Origin of the sequence: Paenibacillus sp. MZ04-78.2, from assembly GCF_024213375.1 — a bacterium.
Lineage (GTDB): Bacteria > Bacillota > Bacilli > Paenibacillales > NBRC-103111 > Paenibacillus_G.
In genome coordinates this window covers 81,377-103,262 of record NZ_JANAVJ010000010.1, presented here as the reverse complement: position 1 = coordinate 103,262, position 21,886 = coordinate 81,377, and the positions used below count along the sequence as shown (strand labels likewise).

Annotated in this window: 3 protein-coding genes; all 3 read right to left on the bottom strand. The window is 55.8% G+C overall.

Annotated elements, in window-relative coordinates; translation table 11 throughout:
• Window positions 1-47 precede the first annotated feature (47 nt).
• The 3 genes from NLX71_RS10425 to NLX71_RS10415 are packed head-to-tail and all read right to left on the bottom strand — an operon-like array spanning window position 48 to window position 21,861.
• Window positions 48-18,257 carry a non-ribosomal peptide synthase/polyketide synthase gene (locus tag NLX71_RS10425; RefSeq protein ID WP_254363555.1) on the bottom strand — a complete coding sequence of 6,070 codons (18,210 nt, stop codon included), beginning with the start codon at window positions 18,255-18,257 and terminating at the stop codon, window positions 48-50.
• Window positions 18,258-18,305: 48 nt separating this feature from the next.
• The gene (locus NLX71_RS10420; RefSeq protein WP_254363554.1) at window positions 18,306-20,090 is read right to left on the bottom strand and encodes an ABC transporter ATP-binding protein; all 1,785 of its coding nucleotides are present in this window, start codon (window positions 20,088-20,090) and stop codon (window positions 18,306-18,308) included.
• Window positions 20,065-21,861: an ABC transporter ATP-binding protein gene (locus NLX71_RS10415; RefSeq protein WP_254363553.1), complete on the bottom strand. Its 1,797-nt coding sequence runs from the start codon at window positions 21,859-21,861 to the stop codon at window positions 20,065-20,067. Before NLX71_RS10415 ends, NLX71_RS10420 begins: the two co-directional genes overlap by 26 nt.
• Window positions 21,862-21,886: the final 25 nt, after the last annotated feature.

Here is a 21,886-nt window from a genome sequence, read left to right as displayed (position 1 = left end):
GCGCATGGCTTGTCCTCATGCGCTCTTTGCGAACATGGAGAAACCTTTTAGAACATGAACTCCACAGACTCGACGGATACTTGGTCCGCAAGCTCAATGTCGCCCAGCTGGATGTTCGGTTGATCCGTCACCGTATACAACAGCGCAGCGAAATCGGAGGCATATTTCTCAATCGTATGGGCTTTAAACAGCTTGGTGCTGTATTCCAGGCTGCCGTTGATACGATCCCCTTCCTCGATGAAATACAAGGTAAGATCGAATTTGGCGACGTTGTAGTCGCGTTCTTGCTGGACGAAAGACACCGAGTCAAACTTCAGCTCCTGCCGCTCATTGTTTTGCAGCACCAGCATCGTATCAAACAGCGGGTTGCGGCTGGCGTCTTGGACTTGAACCAGCTTCTCCACCAGTTCCTCGAACGTAAACTCCTGGTTTTCAAATGCGCCCAGTGCTTGTTCCTTAACCTCCTGCAAGAGCTCCAGGAACGTCTTGTTCTCGGACGGATAGGCGCGCAGCGCAAGCGTATTGACGAACATCCCAATGACCGGTTCAAGCTCGGCCAATGGCCTGCCGGCAATCGGCGTGCCGACGATGATGTCCTCCTGCCCGCTGTAATGGGCCAGCAGCGCCTGATAAGCCGCCAGTAGCACCATAAACAGCGTGCTTCCTGTTTCCTCGCTGAGCCGCTTGACCGCCGACGTACATTCCGCATCAAGCTCGAAGTTGACCCGGGAACCGTCGAAGCTGCGTACCGCAGGTCGCGGATAATCCGCCGGCACCTCCAGAGCCGGAAGCTCGCCGGCCAGCGTCTCCAGCCAGTATTGTTCCTGCTCTTCGTAAGTACGCGCTCTTGCGCCTTGCTGCCAAACCGCATAGTCCTTGTACTGAATCCGCAACGGAGGCAGCTCCTCGCCTCCGTACAGCCGGACGAGTTCCTGCACCAGAATGCCCATCGAGGCACCGTCCGTAATGATATGGTGCATGTCGAATTGCATGATGTAACGCTCGGATTCGAGCTTTATCAGTTCTACCCGCATAAGCGGTGGTTTGCGCAAATCAAACGGGCGCAAGAAGTTTTCCATCCATACTTCCGCCTCCTGCTCACTGCCCTCCCGCACCTCAATGGAGAAGTCCGCCTGGGCATGCACCCGCTGCACCGGTTCACCATCCACCATCTCAAAGCTGGTACGCAGTGACTCGTGGCGTGCGATCAGGGCGCGGAACGCCTCCTCGATCCGCTTCACATCAAGCGGTCCTTCGACTCGCAGGACGCTTGGCAAGTTGTAGCTGATATCGTTCTTCTGAAGCTGGCTCAAAATATACACTCTCTTCTGAACGGAGGAAAGCGGATAGTAGTCTCTTTCCTCAGCAACCGGCAGACTCGTTTCGTCTGTTTTTTCCCGGCCTGCCATGACGGCAGCGAGCTCTTCCACGGTAGGATGCTCGAACACGCTTCTTAGCGGCACGCTGATCTGCAGCTCCTTCTGGATACGCGCCACAAGCGTGGCAGCGCGGAGCGAATGTCCGCCGAGCTCGAAGAAATGATCCTTGACGCCGACCTTCTCAAGCCCCAGCACCTCCTGCCAAATGCGCGCAAGCTGCGCTTCTGTCTGTGTGCTCGGAGCGGCATACCCCTGTCCCGATTGCAGGCTTGCTTCCGGTGCCGGCAGCGCCTTGCGGTCGACTTTGCCGTTTGCGGTGATCGGCATACGCTCGATTTGGACGAAGAATGTCGGCACCATGTAGCTCGGCAGCTCCTGCGAGAGTGTCTCGCGCAGTTCGCCCGCCGTCAGCTCCTTTGACGCTACATAGTACGCGCACAGCAGCTTCTGTCCCTGGCTGTCGTCGTGCGCCAGGACAATCGCTTCCTGCACGGCTTCCAAAATAAGCAGCTTGGATTCGATCTCGCCCAACTCGATCCGGTGACCGCGGATTTTCACCTGGTGGTCGATCCGGCCCTGGTATTCCATCTCGCCGTTTGGCAGCATCCGTGCAAGATCTCCAGACCGGTAAAGCCGCTCGCCCGGCTTATGCGGATGATCGATGAATCTCTCGGCTGTAAGCTCTTCGCGGTTCAAGTATCCGCGCGCTACGCCGTCGCCTCCGACGTACAGCTCCCCGACTACGCCGACAGGTGCAAGCTGCTGCTGCGCATCGAAAATATAGCTGGTCAGCGTCGGAATCGGACGGCCGATATTGCTGCGGTTGGACGCAATCTCTTGGTCCCCGATCTCCTTGTATGTCACGTGTACGGTCGTCTCCGTGATTCCGTACATATTGATCAGCTTCGTCTGCGGATAACGGTCGCGCCATAGTTTTAGCATCATCGGACTGAGCGCCTCGCCGCCGAAGATGACATAGCGCACGCTGCGGCCCTGCCCCTGCTCCGGCTGTTCCATCACCTCATTGATCAGCGCATGGAAGGCAGTCGGCGTCTGATTCAGCACCGTAACCTCTTCCTCGCGCAGCAGCTCTGCGAACGCCTTCGGATTTTGCGCGACCTGCTTCGGCACAATGACGGCCCGTCCTCCGAGCAGCAGCGCTCCGTACATTTCCCATACCGAGAAGTCAAAGCAGAACGAGTGGAAGACCGTCCAGACATCCTGCTCGTTGAAATCGAACTGCAGCTTATCGTGGACGAGCAGCCGCACGACATTGCGATGCTCGATCATAACGCCCTTCGGTTTGCCCGTAGTACCCGACGTATAGATGATATAGGCCATATCGCCAGGCTTATTTATCGGCTTCAGGTTACATCCGTTTCCTATATACAGCGACGGGTCGTTCAGGTTAAGCACCGCACCGGCATACGATACCGCGCCGAGCAGATGTGTCTGTGCCAGCAGCACGCGCGAACCGCTGTCCTCCAGCATAAACTGCAGCCGGTCCTGCGGATAATCCGGGTCCAGCGGCACGTAAGCGCCGCCCGCTTTGATCGTCGCCAGAATGCCGACGATCATCTCCAGCGAGCGTTCGGCAAGCAAGCCGACGCGGACATCCGGCCCTACGCCATGGGCGCGGAGATGGCGGGCTAAACGATTGGCCCGCTCGTTCAGCTCGCGGTACGTCATATGCTCATTACCGCAAGAGACGGCAATCTTCTCCACCGAGCGGCGGACCTGTTCTTCGAACAAGCCATGAATCGTTTGTTCCCGCGGATACTCCGCCGTGTTGTCATTGAAGTTGTTCAGCAGCAGCTCTTTCTCTCGCGCTGTCACCAGCTCCAGCTTGTCTACCGACACATCCGGATTTGTGGTAACCTGCTCCAGCAGATGAATAAAGTGTTCCTGTATCCGCTTGGCATCCTCGCGATCATAGATAACCGCATTGTAGCCGAAGTCGATCCTGATATCCGCGCCAGGTATGATCGTAACGGTGAAGTCATAATTCGTCTGCTCGTTCATCCGGGCGTTGCGGATTTCGAAAGCATCCGACCCGCGTTCTCCAATCCGTTCGATTTCTTCATCCAGCGGATAATTTTCAAAGATCAGAAGATGGCTGATCAAATCCTGCTTTTGTACCGTATGCGCCTGAATTTCGTAGAGCGGATACGTATCGTAATCGTTCGACTCGATAGCCTGCGCCTGGCCCCGTTTCAGCATGTGGGCAAAGCTCTCGCCGGCCTCGCTTTGGACACGCACCGGAATGGTGTTGATGAACAGCCCGATGATCCCCTCTACGCCCGGAATGTCTGCCGGACGGCCCGATACAACGCTGCCGAATACGACATCGGTGCTGTTGTTGTAGCGCTGCAGCGCAATGCCCCAGGCGGTTTGCAGCAACGTATTGATGGTGACCTGATGCGCCTTGGCTGTCCGCTGCAGGGCTGCGCTGAGCGGCTTGCCGGTTAAGCGCGACACTTTTTCCAGCTCATAACGCTGCTTGACATCGGCCGTCTTACGGTTCGGTAAATCCGTATGCTGCTCATACCCGGACAAATACTCCTTCCAATAAGCCGCAGCTTGGCCTGCATCCTGCTTATCCAGCCATTCCATGTAACGGACGTAAGGTGTGACCTGCGGCAGCTTGACCTCGCGCTTTTGGTGGATAGCAAAGTAAGCGCCGAACACTTCCTGGTACAGCAAGGATATGCACCAGCCGTCCATCACGATGTGATGGAAGCTCCACACGAACGAATACTCCGTATCTCCCGTTTGGAGAATCCCGATCCGCATCAGCGCATCCGCTGCGAGATCAAAGCCTCTGACTCGGTCCTTGGCGGCAAAGGCGGCGACATAAGCCCTTTGATCGGCATCGCCAAGATCACGCACATCCTCAAAATAAAACTCGCTTGCTTTTGACCTGTACACCATTTGCAGCGGCTCCTGCCTCGAATCGTTGACCATATTCGTGCGCAGCACCGTATGCCGCTGTACCAGCAGCTCTAGGCTTTGGGCAAAAGCTCCGACATCAAAGCGTCCGACCAACTCAAAAGCGGCTTGCTGGAAGTAAGCTCCCGATTTAGGCTCAAGCAGGCTGTGAAAGAGCATGCCTTTCTGCATCGGCGTGAGCGCATACACATTCTCCACTTCGCCCGTTTGCTCGGCTTGCCGGATGAGTTCCTCCAGTTCGTCGATGGTCAAGCCTTTCCGCTGCACGTCGCTTGGCGTCAGTTCGGCCTGCTTTTTCGTCACGCAGTGCTCCAGCACCTCGACCAGACGGTCATGCAGCAGTTGAGCTACATGCTCGATGGTTTCCAGACGGAAGGCCTTGGCGTTGTACAACAGCGTCATCGTCAGCCGGCCGCCCGATACCATGCCGTTGAAGGTGAGCGCATGCTGCAGCGCCGTTTGTTCGCTCACAGACTGTCCGCTCGAATACGGGGAAAACCCGAAAGCACCGTTCTGCAAATCTTCATCGAATTGGCCCAAATAGTTGAAGCTGATCTCCGGTTCTTGCCGCAGACGTTCGGCCTCCGGAAGCTCCGATACGTACCGCAGGATGCCGTAGCCGATACCTTTGCGCGGGATGCGACGAAGATCTTCCTTCACCTGTTTGATCTGTTTGCCAAGCGCCTGGCTGCCTTCCACCGTTAACAGCACCGGATACTGGCTTGTGAACCAGCCGATCGTCCGCGACAGATCCAGCTCCAAGCCGATGGCATCAGCCTCGCGGCCATGGCCTTCCAAGCTGATCAACAGCCTCTCTTGTCCGGTCCAATCCTGAACGGCAAGGCCGAGAGCGGCAAGCAGCAGATCGTTCACATTCGTGTTATAGGCGCGGTTTGCTTGCTTCAACAGCTGCTCGGTTGCTTCGGCTGACCATTCTACCGTCACCGTTCCGCTGTCGGCAAGCGTGAGTCCGCCGTCCTGTCCGTCTTCCTTCGGCAGTACAGCCGTCTCCACTTTATCCAGGTCACGCCAGTACGCCAACTCCCGCTGCAATTCGTCGCTAGCTGCCGCCTTCCGCAGCTCTTCGCTCCATGTCCGGAACGAATCGGTCTTATGTGGCAGCCGGATCGTTTCGCCTTGAACAGCCTGGTCGTAAGCCGTCTTCAAATCCTCGAACAAAATGCGCCACGATACACCGTCGATCACGAGATGATGAATCGCGATCAGGAGATGATCTCCATCCGCACAGCGGAACAGACCAAGCTTCAGGAGCGGTCCTTCCTGCAAATCGATACCGGCCTGCAGCTCGCATGCTTTCGATTCCACCAGCTCGCGGGCATGATCCGCATCCCGGTAATCGAACAAGCTCAGCTCAAGCGGCTTGCCTTCATGCACATCCCGGTTCCAGGCGGTGAAGCCGTCCGGGGCCGCTTTGTATACCATACGAAGCGCGTCGTGATGCTCGACCAGCTTCGCGAAGGCTTGACGGAGCGCCGCTTCCTCAAAGCCCTCTGCCCGATGGAGCAGCAAGGCTTGGTTAAAGTAGTGCGGCTCGGCAAAATTTTGCTCGAAGAACCAGTGCTGAATCGGTGTTAGCCGAGCCTCTCCAGTTACCGCTCCTTGATCGGCCTTGGCGACTGTTGTCTGGACATAAGGACTGAGCCCTGCGATAGTCGGATACGCGAACAAATCCTTCATTTCCAGCTTATAGCCTTGCTGCAGCAAGCGGGAGGACACTTGGATCGACTTGATCGAGTCGCCTCCCAGCTCGAAGAAATTATCGTGGATGCCGACCGCGCTCGCTCCAAGCACGCCCTGCCAGATGGCTGCCACGGAACGTTCCACTAGCGTGCGCGGCGGCGCGTAATCTGCGCCAGTTTGCCCGCTGACGTCCGGTTCAGGCAGCACCTTGCGGTCGATCTTGTCGTTCGGCGTCAGCGGCATCGCTTCCAGCTGCACGAAGTGCGCCGGCACCATGTAGCTTGGCAGTTTCTCGCTCAGAACTTGGCGCAGTTCGCTTGCCGCCAATTCCTCGCTTGCCACGTAGTACGCGCAGAGCTGCTGCTGGCCTTGGCCGTCTTCCCGCGCGATTACGAGCACTTCCTGCACCGCTTCCACCTGCAGGAGCTTCGCTTCGATCTCGCCCAGCTCGATCCGGTAACCGCGGATTTTCACCTGGTGGTCGATCCGGCCCAAATATTCAAGCCGCCCGTCCGGCAGCCATCTCGCCAGGTCGCCCGTCCGGTACATCCGCTCTCCGCTGAAGCGGCTGGTCACGAATACCTCCGCCGTCAGCTCCGGACGATCCAAGTAGCCTCTGGCCAGACCCGCACCGGCTACGCACAGCTCGCCTGCCACGCCTGCCGGCAATAGATGCCCGTGCGTGTCCACGATGTATACCCGGTGATTGGGCACCGGCCGCCCGATCGAAACCAGCCTGCCTGCCTCCGGATCTTCCGAGACCAGCCAGATCGACGTCGCTACCGAGTTTTCCGTCGGACCGTACCCGTTGTAGTACGCCACCTTGTCCTTCCACTTCTGCACCAACTCCGGCGACGAGGCGGAACCCACTGTGAACAGAATGCGCAGGCTTGGCATATGCTCCGGCTCCAGATACACCGCATACGTTGGCGGCAGGGCTGCGACCGTAATTTGATGTTCCGCCATATACGTTTCAAACAACTGATAGTTCAGAATCGTATCCTTCGTCGGCACGTACAAGGTCGCGCCGCAGAACAGCGCCTGGAAGATCTCCCAGCAGGCCGCGTCAAACGACAGGCTGGCGAACAGCAACACGCGGTCCTCTACGCCGATACGCAGCGTGTGGTCGTAATAAGCTTTCAGGTTCGTCAGCCCGTGATGCTCCAGCATGACGCCCTTCGGCTTGCCGGTTGTACCCGAGGTGTAGATGACATAGGCCAAGTCGTCCGCGCCGGATACCGGCTCCAGGTTCGAGCCGTCGGCATCGTAGTTCGCCTCATCGTCCGCCGCAAGCACCGTAACATCCTTCAGGTCGGCGGCGATGCGCTCGCGAAGGCGTTCCTGCGTCAGCAGCAGCTTCGCGCCCGAATCCTCCAGCATGTAACGGATGCGGTCTTCCGGATACTCCGGATCGATTGGCACATACGCGCCGCCGGCTTTGAGGATCGCGAACACGCCGACGATCATCTCCAGCGAGCGCTCGACCATCAGGCCGACGAACCGGTCGCGCTGCACCCCAGCGCTGCGCAGCGTGCGGGCGAGGCGGTTGGCCCGCTCGTTCAGCTCGCGGTACGTCAGCCGCTGGCCTTCGCAGTAGACAGCAACCTGCTCCGGCCTCCGCTCCGTTTGTTCCTCCAGTAACTGGTAGATCGTCTTCTCGCGAGGCGAGTTGATCGCGGTGTCGTTGAACGCATGCAAAATCTGCTCCTTCTCCACCCCGCTCACCAGCTCCATCTCGTGAATGCGGATATCCGGGTTTGCCACGACCTGCTCCAGCAGGTAAGTCAGGTGCGCCTGAATCCGTTTGATCGCTTTCGACTCAAATGCGGCTGCGTTATAACCAATGTAAAGCTTCATCGATTCGCCCGGCAGCACAACAAGGTTTAAATCATAGTTCGTTTGCTCCATACTTTGAATGCCGGACAATCGAAGCGCGGAATGCTCTCCGCCAAGCTGCTCCATCTTTTCATCCACCGGATAGTTTTCAAAGATCACGATATGACGAATCAGATCCTGCTTCTGCTCCGTCAATGTCTGGATTTCATACAGCGGGAACGTTTCGTAGGCATTGGAGGCAATCGCCTGCTCCTGCGCCCGCTTCATGACGTCAGCAAAGCTTTCCTCCCCTGCGCAGCGGATGCGGACGGGAATCGTGTTGATGAATAATCCGATCATCCGCTCCACACCCGGAATTTCTGCAGGACGTCCCGACACCACGCTGCCGAATACCGCATCATCCGTTCCGTTGTACCGTTGAATCACGATTCCCCATGCGGCTTGGATCAATGTGTTGATCGTAACTTGATGCGCTTTGGCCGTCTGATGAATCCGTTTTGTCAACTCGCTTCCAAGCTCACACTCGTAACGCTGCGCGCGATACCCGGATACGTCCTCCGAGTTCCCCGGCTTGCCAACAGGCAGCAAGGTTTGCTCTTCGTAACCTGCCAGGTAGCTGCTCCAATAAGCGGACGCTTCTTGCGTGTTTTGCCGCTCCAGCCATTCGATGTAAGAGCTGTACGCCCATACCTCGGATAGCTCAGGCTGCTTGCCCCTGACCAGCGCAAAGTAAGCTTCGAACACTTCCTGTGCCACAATCGAGAGGCACCAGCCGTCCATGATGATATGGTGGAAGCTCCAGATCATATGGTGCTCTTGAGGGCCGGTACGCAAAATCGCGATGCGCAGCAGCGGATCACGGGCGAGATCAAAGCCTTTCTCCCGATCCTCGCGCTTAAACCGCGCGATTTCCGCTTCACGTTCCTCGGCGCTGAACCCGCTAAGATCCTCGAAGACCCGTGTGCCGCGTTTGCTGCGGAATACGACCTGGACAGGGTTTTCCTTCCACGCTGTGAAGAAGTTCGTGCGCAGGGCTTCATGGCGCTGCACCAGCAAGTCGAGACTTTGAGCGAATGCTCCCGGCTCGAACTCGCCCTTCAAATCGAACGACGTCTCTTCAAAATACGCCCCGGAGCCGGCTTCCAGCAGGCCGTGGAACAAGATGCCTTTTTGCATTGGCGTCAAGTTGTACACGTTCTCGATCTCGCCAATAGCCGCCGTTTGCAGCATAAGCCGCTCCAATTCCTCAATCGTTACGCCTTTCAAGGACACATCGCTTGGCGTCAGCTCGGTGCGATCCTTCGAAACGCAATGCGCAATCACTTCCTGCAGGCTGGCATGGAGATGGCCAGCGAGCTGCTCCACCGTTTCCCTGCGGTACTGCTTAGCGCTGTACCTAATCGCGAGCTGCAAAGCCCCGTCTACGACTAAGCTGTTCAAATCAAGCGCAAAGCGCAGCGCTATATCAGCGCTCGCCGTCATTCCGCCGGCAAACGGAGACAAGCGAATATCATGCTGCTGGAAGTCCTGATCAAGCTGTCCCAAATAGTTGAAGCTGATTTCAGGCTCGGCCCGCAGCGCCGGAGCTTCCTGCTTCCGTGATAGATACCTTAGAAGGCCGTAGCCGATACCTTTATCCGGTATGGCGTGAAGCTGCTCTTTGGTCCGCTTGATCCGCTCGCGCAGCGTCATATCGGCTCCTTGCGACAGCAGCACCGGGTACACGCTCGTAAACCAGCCGACAGTGCGTGTCATGTCCAGGTCCGGAATAATCGGCTCGCGTCCGTGCCCTTCCAGACTAACCAGCACATCCTCCAGGCCGCTCCAGCGCTGAATAGCGATACCGAGCGCCGTGAGCAGCAAGTCGTTCATTTCCGTGTTATAAGCGCGGTGCGCCTGTTTCAGCAGTTGTACGGTTTCCTCAGGCGTCCAATTTAGCGTAATCAGCTCGCTGTCCTGCAGCTGCGGGCGTTCGTACGCATAATCCTTAGGCAGCGGACGGCAGGATGCCTGTTCGATCTGCTGCCAGTAGGCCCTTTCGCTGTCCAGAGCCGGGCTGTCCGTGTATTGTTCGAGTCCCTGGGCCCAAGCTTGGAACGAGTCTGTCTTCAGCGGCAGCCGGATCGCTTCACCTTTTGACGCCTGCTCGTATCCCGTCATGAAATCTTCAAACAAGATACGCCATGACACCACATCAATAGCCAAATGGTGCACCGCGATCAACAGGTGGTCGCCATCCGCGCAACGGAACAGTCCCAGCTTGACGAACGGTCCGGCGTTTAGATCGATGGAGCCTTGAATTTCCGTCGCCTTCTCCTCGATCCAATGGTTTAAGGAATCGTCCATCTTTCTGTCCTGCAGATCGATGACTGCAAGGTCAAGCAGTTCGCCCTCCGTGACGGCACGGTACCGGACTTGATAGCCGCTTCCGCTATCTTGGACAACCAGGCGCAGCGCGTCATGATGCTCAGCCAGCTTATGGAACGTCTGGCGCAAGGCCCCTTCTTCAAAACGATCCGGACGGTAGATCATGAACGACTGGTTAAAATGCTGCGGCTGAGACGGATTATGCTCAAAGAACCAGCGCTGAACCGGGGTTAGCGGCGCCTCACCCGTTACCTCCCCTTGATCCGCAAGCCGGACGGCTATACGGACATGAGCGCTCAACGAAGCGATGGTCGGATATTTGAAAATATCTTTCATCTCCAGCTTATAGCCGGCTTGCATCATGCGGGACGCCACCTGGATCGACTTGATGGAATCGCCGCCCAAATCAAAGAAATTGTCGTGAATGCCGACCGTCCTCAAGCCGAGCACCGTCTGCAGGATATTCGCGAGCGCACGCTCCACTGGCGTACGCGGTGCGGCATAGGCCTCGCCTGACTGCACGCTTGCTTCCGGCGCAGGAAGCGACTTGCGGTCGATCTTGCCGTTAGCGGAAAGCGGCATCCGTTCAACCTGGGTAAAGTACGTAGGCACCATGTAGCTTGGCAGCTCTTTCGATAGCGCCTCGCGCAGCTCGCCCGCCGTCAGCTCTTTTGTCGCCACATAGTAGGCGCACAGCAGCTTCTGGCCTTGGCCGTCCTCGCGGGCCACGACGACCGATTCCAGCACCGAGTCGATGCGGAGCAGCTCGGTTTCCAGCTCGCCCAGCTCAATTCGGTAACCGCGGATTTTCACCTGATGGTCGATCCGGCCCAGATACTCGATGTTCCCATCGGGCAGCCATCTGGCCAGGTCTCCGCTCCGGTACATCCGCTCGCCTGCCACAAATGGATCAGCCGTAAACTTCTCCGCCGTTAATTCCGGACGGTTTAAGTAGCCTCTTGCCACCTGCACCCCGGCGATGCACAGCTCGCCAGCCACACCGACCGGCTGCAACTGCTCCGTGCCTTCCTTCAAGATATACAGCCGTGTATTGTGCACCGGCTTGCCGATTGGAATCACCGCATAGGACTCATCCGGCTCGCAATCGAAGTACGACACGTCCACCGTTGCTTCCGTCGGTCCGTACAGATTGATCAGCCGCGTCCGGTTCACCCGGCCAATCGCTTCTTGGAAGCGGGCCACGTGCTGCGGCGGCAGCGCCTCTCCACTGGCGAATACATGGCGCAGGCTGGACGTTTGTTCCGTGACCGTTGGCTTCGGCTGCTGCTCCGCGTAATCCATGAACGCATGAAGCATGGCCGGTACAAAGTGCATCGTGGTCACGCCATAACGGCTGATCGCCTGCAAAATAAGCTCTGGGTTTTTCTCTCCGCCCGGTGTCAACAGGCAGACGCTTGAGCCGGCCATGGCCCACCAGAACAGCTCCCACACCGACACGTCGAACGTAAAGGTCGTTTTTTGCAGAATAACGTCCGCCTCGCCAATCGGGTAGCGCTCATGCATCCACAGGATACGGTTGAGTACGGAATGATGCTCGATCGCCGCGCCTTTCGGTTTGCCGGTCGAGCCCGACGTATAGATAACGTAAGCCATGTCGCGCGGACCGGCACCAAGCGGCAGATTCGTCGCATCTTCGGCGTAAACCGCCCCCTCGTTCAAATCAAGAACTCGGCCTTCCAGCTCCGCCGGCACGCGGTCCAGGAAGCGGCTTTGCGTCAGCAGCAACCATGCCCCCGAATCTTCGACGATATAGCGGATACGCTCCGCCGGATACTCCGGATCGATGGGCACGTAAGCGCCGCCCGCCTTCAGAATCGCGTAGATGCCGACAATCATCTCCAGCGAGCGCTCAACCATGATCGCTACAGGCACATCCGCGCCTACGCCTTCAGCGCGCAGCGTCCGCGCCAGGCGGTTCGCCCGCTCGTTCAGTTCGCGGTACGTCAGCCGCTCGTCCTCGAACAGCACTGCTGTCCGCTCCGGCGTGCGGGCCGCCTGCTCCTCGAACAACTCATGAATCGTCCGCTCCTGGGGATACTCCGCGGCCGTGTCGTTGAAGCCATGCAGCAGCAACTCCTTCTCCTGCCCGGTTACCAGCTCCAGCTTGTCCACCGGAATAGCAGGGTTCGCTGCAATCTGCTCCAGCGCATGCACGAAATGGTGCTGCATTTGCTCAATTTCAGTCAAATCAAAGGCGTTCGCGTTATATTCAAACTGGAAGCGAAGCTCGTCGCCCGGCATGACAATCATGTTGAAATCATAGGTCGTTTGCTCGGACATCACGACGTTCGAAATCGCAAATCCGCTTTCGCCGCCGCCCTTCATTAGCAGTTGCTCAGCTTGCTCTTCCATCGGATAGTTTTCAAACACAATAATATGGTTGATTAAATCCTGCTTCTGTTCCGTCAGCTTCTGGATCTCAAAGAGCGGATACGTATCATAGCTTTGCGTTTTCAAGGTCTGCTCCTGGCTGCGGATCATCGCCTGGGCGAAGCTTTCGCCCGGCACCGTTTGAAGACGGACCGGTATCGTATTGATGAACAGGCCGACGATGCTCTCCACGCCTGGAATTTCCGCCGGACGGCCCGACACGACGCTGCCGAACACGACATCGGGACTGTTGTTGTAATTTTGCAGGATGACGCCCCATGCCGTTTGTATCAACGTGTATAAGGTGACCTGGTGCTGCTTGGCCACACGGTTCAACTTCTCGGTCAATTCTCGGTTCAGCAAGAAGGTTTGCTTAACGGGTGCAAATCCGCTTGCGTCATCCCCAGAGTCCGATCGAGGGAGTAACGTCATCTGCTCATAACCGGACAAATACTGGGACCAGAATTGCTTCGCTTCCTGGTCGTCCTGCTTTTCCAGCCAATCAAAATACCGGCTGAAAGGCGTAACAGGGGCAAGCTTCGGTTGCTTCGAGCTAAGATAAGCGTGGTAGCTCTCGAACACCTCGCCTAACATGAGCGATAAGCACCAGCCGTCCATCAAAATATGATGGAAGCTCCATACCATGCGGTACGACTGATCGCCGGTTTGCAGTACGGAAACGCGCATTAACGCGCCCTGCTCAAGATCGAAGCCCCGTTTTTTATCCTGGCGGAGGAAGCTTTCGGCGTATGCCAACCGCTCATCCGCTTCAAGCGGGCGCAGATCCTCGTAGCTGAAGTCGACCGGTTTATGGCGGATGACCACCTGAATCGGCTCGTCAGTCAGCGAAGTCAAATAATTGGCACGCAGAACCTGGTGTCTTTGCACAAGCAGCTCAAAGCCGCGGCGGAATGCCTCCACCCGGAAGCTTCCTTCCAGATCCAGTGTCAATTGCTCAAAGTACGAGCCGGCTTGCCGGTCCATTAAGCTGTGGAACAGCATGCCCTTCTGCAGCGGCGTCAGGGCAAACACATCCTCCAGCTCGCCGACATGGCGCATCAACTCCGTAATTTGCTCAAGCTGCGCCAGAGAAAGCCCTTTCATTTGCAGGTCGCTTGGCGTCAGTTCCGGCTGTTCCTTGGACGTGCAATGGTCCAGCACTTCACGCAAGCTCGTTTGCAGAAGCCCTGCCAACCGTTTGATGGTATCTGCCCGGAACGCTTCCGTATCATAGTGGATCGTCATCTCCAGTTCCCCGCCAACGATCATGCTGTTCACGTCAACCGGGTACCTCATGACCGTCTGCCCGCTAACCAATTCGCCGGTTGGGTGCGGGGATAAGCTCAAGCCGCTTTGCTCCAAGTCCTGATCGAATTGGCCCAAATAGTTAAAGCTAAGCTCCGGCTCTTGAACAAACACTTGTTCCCCATTGTTCATAGACGACAAGTATTTCAGTATGCCAAATCCGATGCCCCGGTGAGGAATCCGGCGCAGACCTTCCTTCACCGTGCGGATAAGGTACGAAATGTTCTTTTCCTTTTCACTGCTTCCCATTTCAAGCACGACCGGGAACTGGCTTGTAAACCAGCCTACGGTACGGGTTACATCCACATCCGAAAGGATTGGCTCACGTCCGTGCCCCTCCAGATTGACCGCAATCCGGTTATGCCCGGTCCAATCCTGGACGGCTATGCCGAGCGCAGTAAGCAGCAGATCGTTGATTTCTGTATTATAAGCGCGGTTCGCTTGCTTCAGCAGCCGTTCGGTTTCCTCTTGGGTCCAGCGGACCGATACAACCTCGCTCCTGCCAACCGTCGGCGTCCCGGCGTCGGCAAAGTCCTTGGGCAGCGGGAGGAATCCGGTAGCGCCCGACTCCAGCCAATACTGGCGTTCGCGCTCCATAGCAGGGCTGTCGGCATGGGCGAGCAGCTTGTCAGCCCACGTTTGGAACGAGTCGGTTTTTTGCGGAAGCTTGATCGTCACAGAACCGCTGAGTGCCTGCTCGTAGCCCGCTGTCAAATCCTCAAGCAATATGCGCCACGATATGCCGTCCACAACCCAGTGGTGAATGGCCATCAGCAAGTGGTCCCCATCTGCGCAGCGGAATAGGCCCAGCTTAACCAGTGGCCCGTCATGAAGCTGGATACTGCTTTGAATCGCGTTTGCTTGCGTTTCAATCGCTTCAGCTACATGCTCCACTTGCGTAAAGTCGCAGATCTCCAGCCCGTACAGTCCGCTGCCTTCCCCGTCTGCACCGCGATTCCAGGTTTCATGAACGCCGTTCTCTGTCTTGCGGAGCACAATGCGAAGGGCATCGTGATGCTTGACGATGGCCTCCACCGCCGAGCGAAGCGCAGCTTCCTCAAAGCCCGCTTTCCGGTAAAGCAGAAACGCCTGGTTAAAGTGATGTGGTTCAGCCGGGTTCTGGTCTAAATACCAGAGCTGGATCGGGGTATGCGTAACAAGTCCGCAAACCTCGCCTTGATCGGCAATCCGGCTGGCTTCTTGTACATATCTGCTCAACTCCGCCACGGTCGGATATTGGAACATCTCTCTCATTTCCAGCTTATACCCGGCTTGAAGCAATCGTGAAGAAACCTGGATCGCTTTGATCGAATCGCCACCCAGCTCAAAGAAATTATCCAGCACACCGACATTCTTCACGCCAAGAATAGACTGCCAGACCGAGACAAGCGCCTGCTCGACGGCGGTACGTGGCGCCACATACTCCGCACCTGTTTGAAGGCTGCCCTCCGGAGCGGGAAGTGCCCGGCGGTCCACTTTCCCATTTGGCGTAAGCGGCATCTGTTCAACCTGTACAAAGTACGACGGCACCATGTAACCCGGCAGCTCCTGGGACAGCGCGCTTCTGACCTCATTGGCACCAAGCTCGCGTTCTGCCACATAATAAGCGCACAGCTGCTTTTGTCCGTTTTCATCCTCGCGCGCGATGATCACCGCTTCCTGTACCGCCTCCACTTGCAGAAGATGCTCCTCAATCTCGCCAAGCTCAATGCGGTATCCACGGATTTTCACCTGCTGATCCATCCGTCCCTTATACTCCAGCGTACCGTCCGCCCGCCAGCGTACCAGATCACCGGTCCGGTAGCAGCGCTCGCCTTTACGGAACGGGCCGTCGATAAATTTCTCCGCCGTTTGCTCCGGTTGATTCAAGTAGCCACGGGCCACCCCATCGCCGCCAACCAGCAGCTCGCCCCATGCCCCGACAGGCTGAAGCCTCATAGCGCTGTCGACAACATAGGCCGTTGAGTTGCGGATCGGACCGCCAATCGGCACCGTATTGGACCGCTCCGCAGGAATCACGTACGCCGTTGAGAAGGTCGTGTTTTCCGTCGGACCATAAATGTTTACGAGCCGGAAGCCGGGGTTATCCTGAAGCACGCGGTTCATGTGCGGCACGGACTGCGCCTCGCCCCCGACAAGCAGTGTGTCCAAGCTTGCAAACAGGCGGCTGTCCTGCTGTGTGAGCTGATTAAATAGCGCAGTGGTCAAGAACATCGTTGTAATGCCATTTTCCTGAATCGTCTGCTTCAAGCTGGCCGCATGCAAGATCATGTCCTTATTCACCAAATGAAGCTGTCCGCCATTCAGCAGCGCGCCCCAGATTTCAAACGTGGACGCGTCAAAGACGACCGATCCGGTTTGCAGGATGCGCGTTGTTTCATCCAGCGCAGCATAATCGGTATTTTTAACCAATCGGACTACATTTCGCTGTTCAACCATAACTCCCTTTGGCTTACCGGTTGTTCCGGACGTATAAATCACATAAGCCAAATGGTTGGGTCCGCTTACCGGTTCCAGGTTGGAACCATCCTCGTCATAAACCTCCTTTCTGCTTATATCCAGGATCGTTCCTTTAAAGTGTTCGGTAACTAACTCCTTCCGCTCGGTCAGCAGCACGTTGACCCCGGAATCTTCCAGCAGATAACGCACGCGTTCCTCAGGATAATCCGGATCAACCGGTACATAAGCGCCTCCGGCTTTTAATATCGCTAAGATGCCGACGACCATTTGCGTGGACCGCTCCGCTATCATTCCAACCGTATCATCCGCCGTAACGCCAAGGGCGCGAATCGTGCGGGCCAGCCGGTTTGCTCGCTCGTTTAACTCGCTGTAGGTCAAGGCCTTTCCTTCGCAGACCACGGCCGTCTGCTCTGGCGTTCGTCCCGCCTGTTCTTCAAAAAGCGTAGCAATGCTTTGTCCGCTTGGATAATCGGCTGCTGTATCGTTAAATACGTTAAGAATCGTTTCCTTTTCCGTTTCGCTTAGGAGAGACAACTGTTGGATCGTCTGCGTCGGACTTTTAATCATGCCCTCCGCAACGGCTAGAAATTGACGAATGATTTGCGCCACTTCCTGCTCATCGAACAGCTCTGTCCGGTAGTCGAAATAGAGCATCATTTTTCCCCGGTCGAGCTCATCCACCATATGAATGTCAAAGTCGTTCACGATATCGCCGCAAAAATCATTGTCCGGCTGCATGGTGAATTCGCCAAATTTGGCAAAGCTGTACGTCCGGTATTGAATGGACCCGCCAAACAAACGCTGTATATCCTGACTGCGACGGGTTTCGCGCAAATCTTGAATGACTTTATTATACGGATACCGCTGATAGCGCAAAATCGAGGATTGCTCTTTCGCAACGCTTTGCAAAAAGGCCAGCATCTCGGTCTCCGGCTCCACGCGAACCCGGGTCGCTACCGTACTGACGAACATGCCGATCGTATCCTTTTCTTTCTTGCTTGTCCGGTTTGCATAAAGCGTACCAATCGGAATATCCTGCTCTTGTGTAACCTTGTGCACGTAAATATATAAGGCTGATAAAAAGAAAGTAAAGAGACTGATACGGTGCTCCTCGCAAAATGCGTTTATCCCCTTGTGGAGCTCCTCGCTGAGTTCGGCGCCCTCCCTTCTGCCGGCTGTGCTAAGCGTTAAGGGATTGTAAGTTTTGAGCCCAATCGTCTCCGGAAACTCGCTAAACTTATTTAACCAATAAGCTTTGTCCTTCTGATACCGGTCTGACTGCTCATATTCCTGCTCTGCTTGAATAAAATCAAGGTAGGAATTAGCTTTCAAGCTGCTGGCGGCATCGAAGGTCCCATTCGCAAGCTCCTGGTAAAAACCCGTCATTTGATCGACCGCCTGGTGCATCGACACACCGTCAGTGGCGATATGATGCATCCTAAAGCTAAGCCAAATTTCCTCTTCATGGATACGGATAATCGTAAACTGATACAGCGGTGCGTGCAGCAGCTTGAACGGCACAACGTTATTCCTCTTTAGCCACTCGGCCGCCTGCTCTTGGGGCATCTCCAAGTGTCCAATCACGAGATCCTCTTCGGCATAAGGCACGATGTACTGCCAAGGGACGCCGTTATCACTGGCAATGCGAATACGGAATGAGTCGTTGCGCTGCACGACGACACCGATCGCTTGTTTCAAAATATCTGTATTCACAGCCCCATTAATTTTGGTGTTAAGGATGATCGTTGACGCATTGCGATTTGGATACAGCAGTTCCGTATACCAAATACGCTCCTGCGGTTGCGTCAACGGATACCGCTTCACCTTCTCGCGATCAAAGATCTGATTGTTTGCCAGCTCTTGTTTCATGACAAATTCACACACTCCTATTCGCATCGTAAAGTGATACTGTAGATGTTATACAGACACCAAGACCTGCTCTGCGTGGTATTGTAAATCGTGAAGCTTGGCGTACACGCCATCTTTGGCTAGCAGCTCTTCGTGTATTCCTTGCTCGACCAAGCTGCCATCGGCAACCACGCAAATGCAATCGGCTTGCTCTATGGTCGACAGCCTATGGGCGATGACTAGCGTTGTTCTACCCCTCATCAGCTCTTGAAGCGCTAGCTGGACTTCATGCTCCGACTCCGCATCCAAAGCGGATGTAGCCTCGTCCAACAATAGAATGGGTGCATTTTTGAGCAGGGCTCTGGCAATCGCAATCCGTTGACGCTGCCCTCCGGATAAGGTTGAACCGCGTTCCCCGACAATTGTCGCATAACCTTCCGGCAGCTCTGTAATGAATGCATGGGCATGCGCCATCCGGGCCGCATTCTCCACTTCCTCATCGCTAGCATCCGGGCGTCCAAGACGGATGTTCCCGGCAATCGAATCGTGGAAAAGAAATGCTTCCTGAGGGACATACGCAATGAGCTCGCGCAGTTCTTTAATACTATAAAGCTCTAGAGGTTTGCCTTGAATGGTTATCAGACCAGACTCCTGCTCGTAAAAGCTGAGCAGCAGCTTCATGATCGTGCTTTTACCGCCCCCGCTTGGTCCGACTACTGCAGTCACTTTCCCCTCCGTTGCAGACATAGACAGACACCGCAGCACCGGGCGGCCCGGCTCGTAACTAAAGGTAACGTTACAAAGCTCCAGCGCCGGGACATTGCCGGATGCCTCTTGATAGGCCAGCTCAGCCAGAGCAGCGGTAGCCCTGTCACCTTCCGGCTCCGTAGGCTCATCCAGCAGTTGATGGATTCGGGCAGCACCGGCGAGCGAGTTTTGCATCAGCGTAATCGCAGCCCCAACCTGGAGAAAGGTGCTTGAAATTCCAATTTGCAGGTAAAGAATTAAACCAAGCGTCCCCAGTTCAAGCTGCTGTCTGGACACGAGATATAAGCCGATGGCGAGAATCCCCCCCATGCTGAAAAATTGAACGGCGGAGTTGCAGGCTTCCAGCACACCGGATTGATGGCCCTGCTTGAGGCCGGACTCGCTAACTTCCTCACTGGCCTCCTCGCAAAGCTTGCCGATCTGGTCCCTCAAACCGAATAGCTTCGTGATCTGGAGACCGCCGATTAAATCCCCTACGCGCTCTGTCAATATGCCCATTTGCGCTTGCAGCTTGTCGCCGATCGCGCGCATCCGGGGAGCAAAACGCGCGTTAATGCCTATAGTCAACAGTGCCAGGACGACGAGGACAAGGGCGAAACGCCAATCGACCACGCATAGGACAAGAATCGATCCGGCTACCATGGTGATTTGTGAAACAATCGATCTTAAATGCTCATGGTACGTTTTTTCGACCACTTGCACATCACTGGTCATCCGCGAAAGCAGGTCGCCGGAGTGGTGTTCTTCCGCAGCGCGAAACGTGATTTTACCAATATGCTTGTATAACTGCATCCGCATATCCGCTAAGGTCAGCCTGATGCTTCGCAAATACAAATAGCTGAATATAGGCGATAAGATACACAATCCGACAACGGAGCTGACCACAATCGTAATAGCCGTATACAGATCTTCCAACTGCCCGCCGACTGCAAAATTCAACAGGTCTTTGATCACAAAAGCAATAAGTATCGAAAGTCCGGAGTTGGCCAAGCTATCGCCGATCAGTCCGGTATAATAAAGACGGCGTCGGGGGCGCATAAACTTCATGAGCTGCTTGTAATCAAGGAACGCTTGTTTGAAGGACATAGTCCGCTCCCCCCTTCCTGCTTGCCGTGCCCTGCGCTGTCTCATCTTCCTTCGTTAATTGATAGAGATACAGCTTTTTATAAACACCGTTTTGCGCCAAAAGCTCATCATGCGTACCGCTTTCCGCAATACGTCCCTGATCAAGGACAAGTATACGGTCAGCCTGCAAAATCGTTGACAGCCGGTGGGCGATCACCATAACGCTGCGGTCATCAGCCAAACGCTTTAAGGCGCTATGCACAAGGGATTCGGACACCGTATCAAGTGCCGAAGTAGGCTCGTCCAGCAGGATGAGCGGGGACTGCCGAAGCATCGCTCTGGCAATGGCCATCCGCTGCCGTTGCCCCCCGGATAATCCGCCGCCCCGCTCGCCCAGCATCGTATCATAGCCTTGCGGAAGCTGCTCGATAAAGTCGTGGGCATTCGCTGCCTGGGCTGCAGCCATAATCTCCTCACGGGTAGCTCCCAGCCGCCCAAATCCGATATTGTCAGCGACCGTAGCGGGAAATAGATAAGAATCCTGGGAGACAACGGAAATATTTGACCGCAGCGCGGATAAATCCCACTCGGACAAAGGCCTGCCGAACATACGTATCGTACCTTCGCCCGGTTCAGGCTCGTAAAAGCCGCACAGCAGCTTAAAGATTGTCGTCTTCCCACCGCCGCTTGCGCCGACGATAGCCAGTGTTTCTCCCCGGTTTAACTGAAAGCTGATGTCGTCCAGTACGTTCGTTTTACCTTCGTAGGAAAAGGATACACGCTCGACGCTGACCGGAACATCCCACGAGCCAGCTTGCTCCTTGGAACCGGTTTGCCTTTCGACAGGCCAGTCAAGCGCATGGAAAAGCCGCCGGGAGGCGCCCGAAGCCTCCTGCAATTGGGCAATCAGTGTAGGAGCCAAGCTGACCGGCTGCAAGGCAAGTGGCAGCAAGTAAAGAAACAAGATGAGACTACCGGCATTCAATTCACCGATTCGGATTAAATGCCCGCCATACATAACGACGAAAATAACAGGTACCGCAAGGAACAGAATAGCGATGGGCCCGAGCGCCGCATACCGCTTTTCAAGCCGCAAGCCCAGCTTTACGGCATGCTGCGTCAGTTCGCTATACTTTTGATAAAATATCGTCTGCGCATTAAACGCCTTCATCACCGCCAAGCCTCCGATGGAGTCCTGCGCCAGTGCATTCAATTGACCCATGGTGTTCTGGATCTGCTCGGAAGTCGAACGCAGCGTATGGGTCAGCAGTCCGGCAACCAGCATGCCTAAAGGAAACAGCACGAGACTGAACAGCACCAGCTTCCAGTGTGTAAGCAAAAGCAGGGTCAGCGCGCCGATAAAAACGACAGGCAAATAAAACAAATTGGCGAAGTGCTGAATGAAAAAATTTTGCAGCAGCGCCGTATCGCCCGTACACCGGGAAATCAAATCGCCCGTTAATTTGCGTTCCGCTTGGGAAAGCGGCATATCGCCAAATCTGCGCACGAGTTCGTTGCGCAAATCGCGAAGCACCTTGACACTAAAGCGGGCTGATCCATATTTGATCAGGTACCGGCACGGCATGCCAATCACGATCATCCCTACCAGCAGGAAGAAAATCATAGAGGCAGAGGCTGCCCCCCCATTCACTATCCATTCGAAAAACTTGCCCAGCATGATCTCGATGGCAGCGAGCGCCAGCGAAGCAACGACTGTTACCGCCACCCAGAACGAGTATGGCTTCACATAACGTACGAGTCTGCGAAAAACCGGCGAGCTTTCAGTCAACATATCTTCCTCCGTTCATGAAGTATCA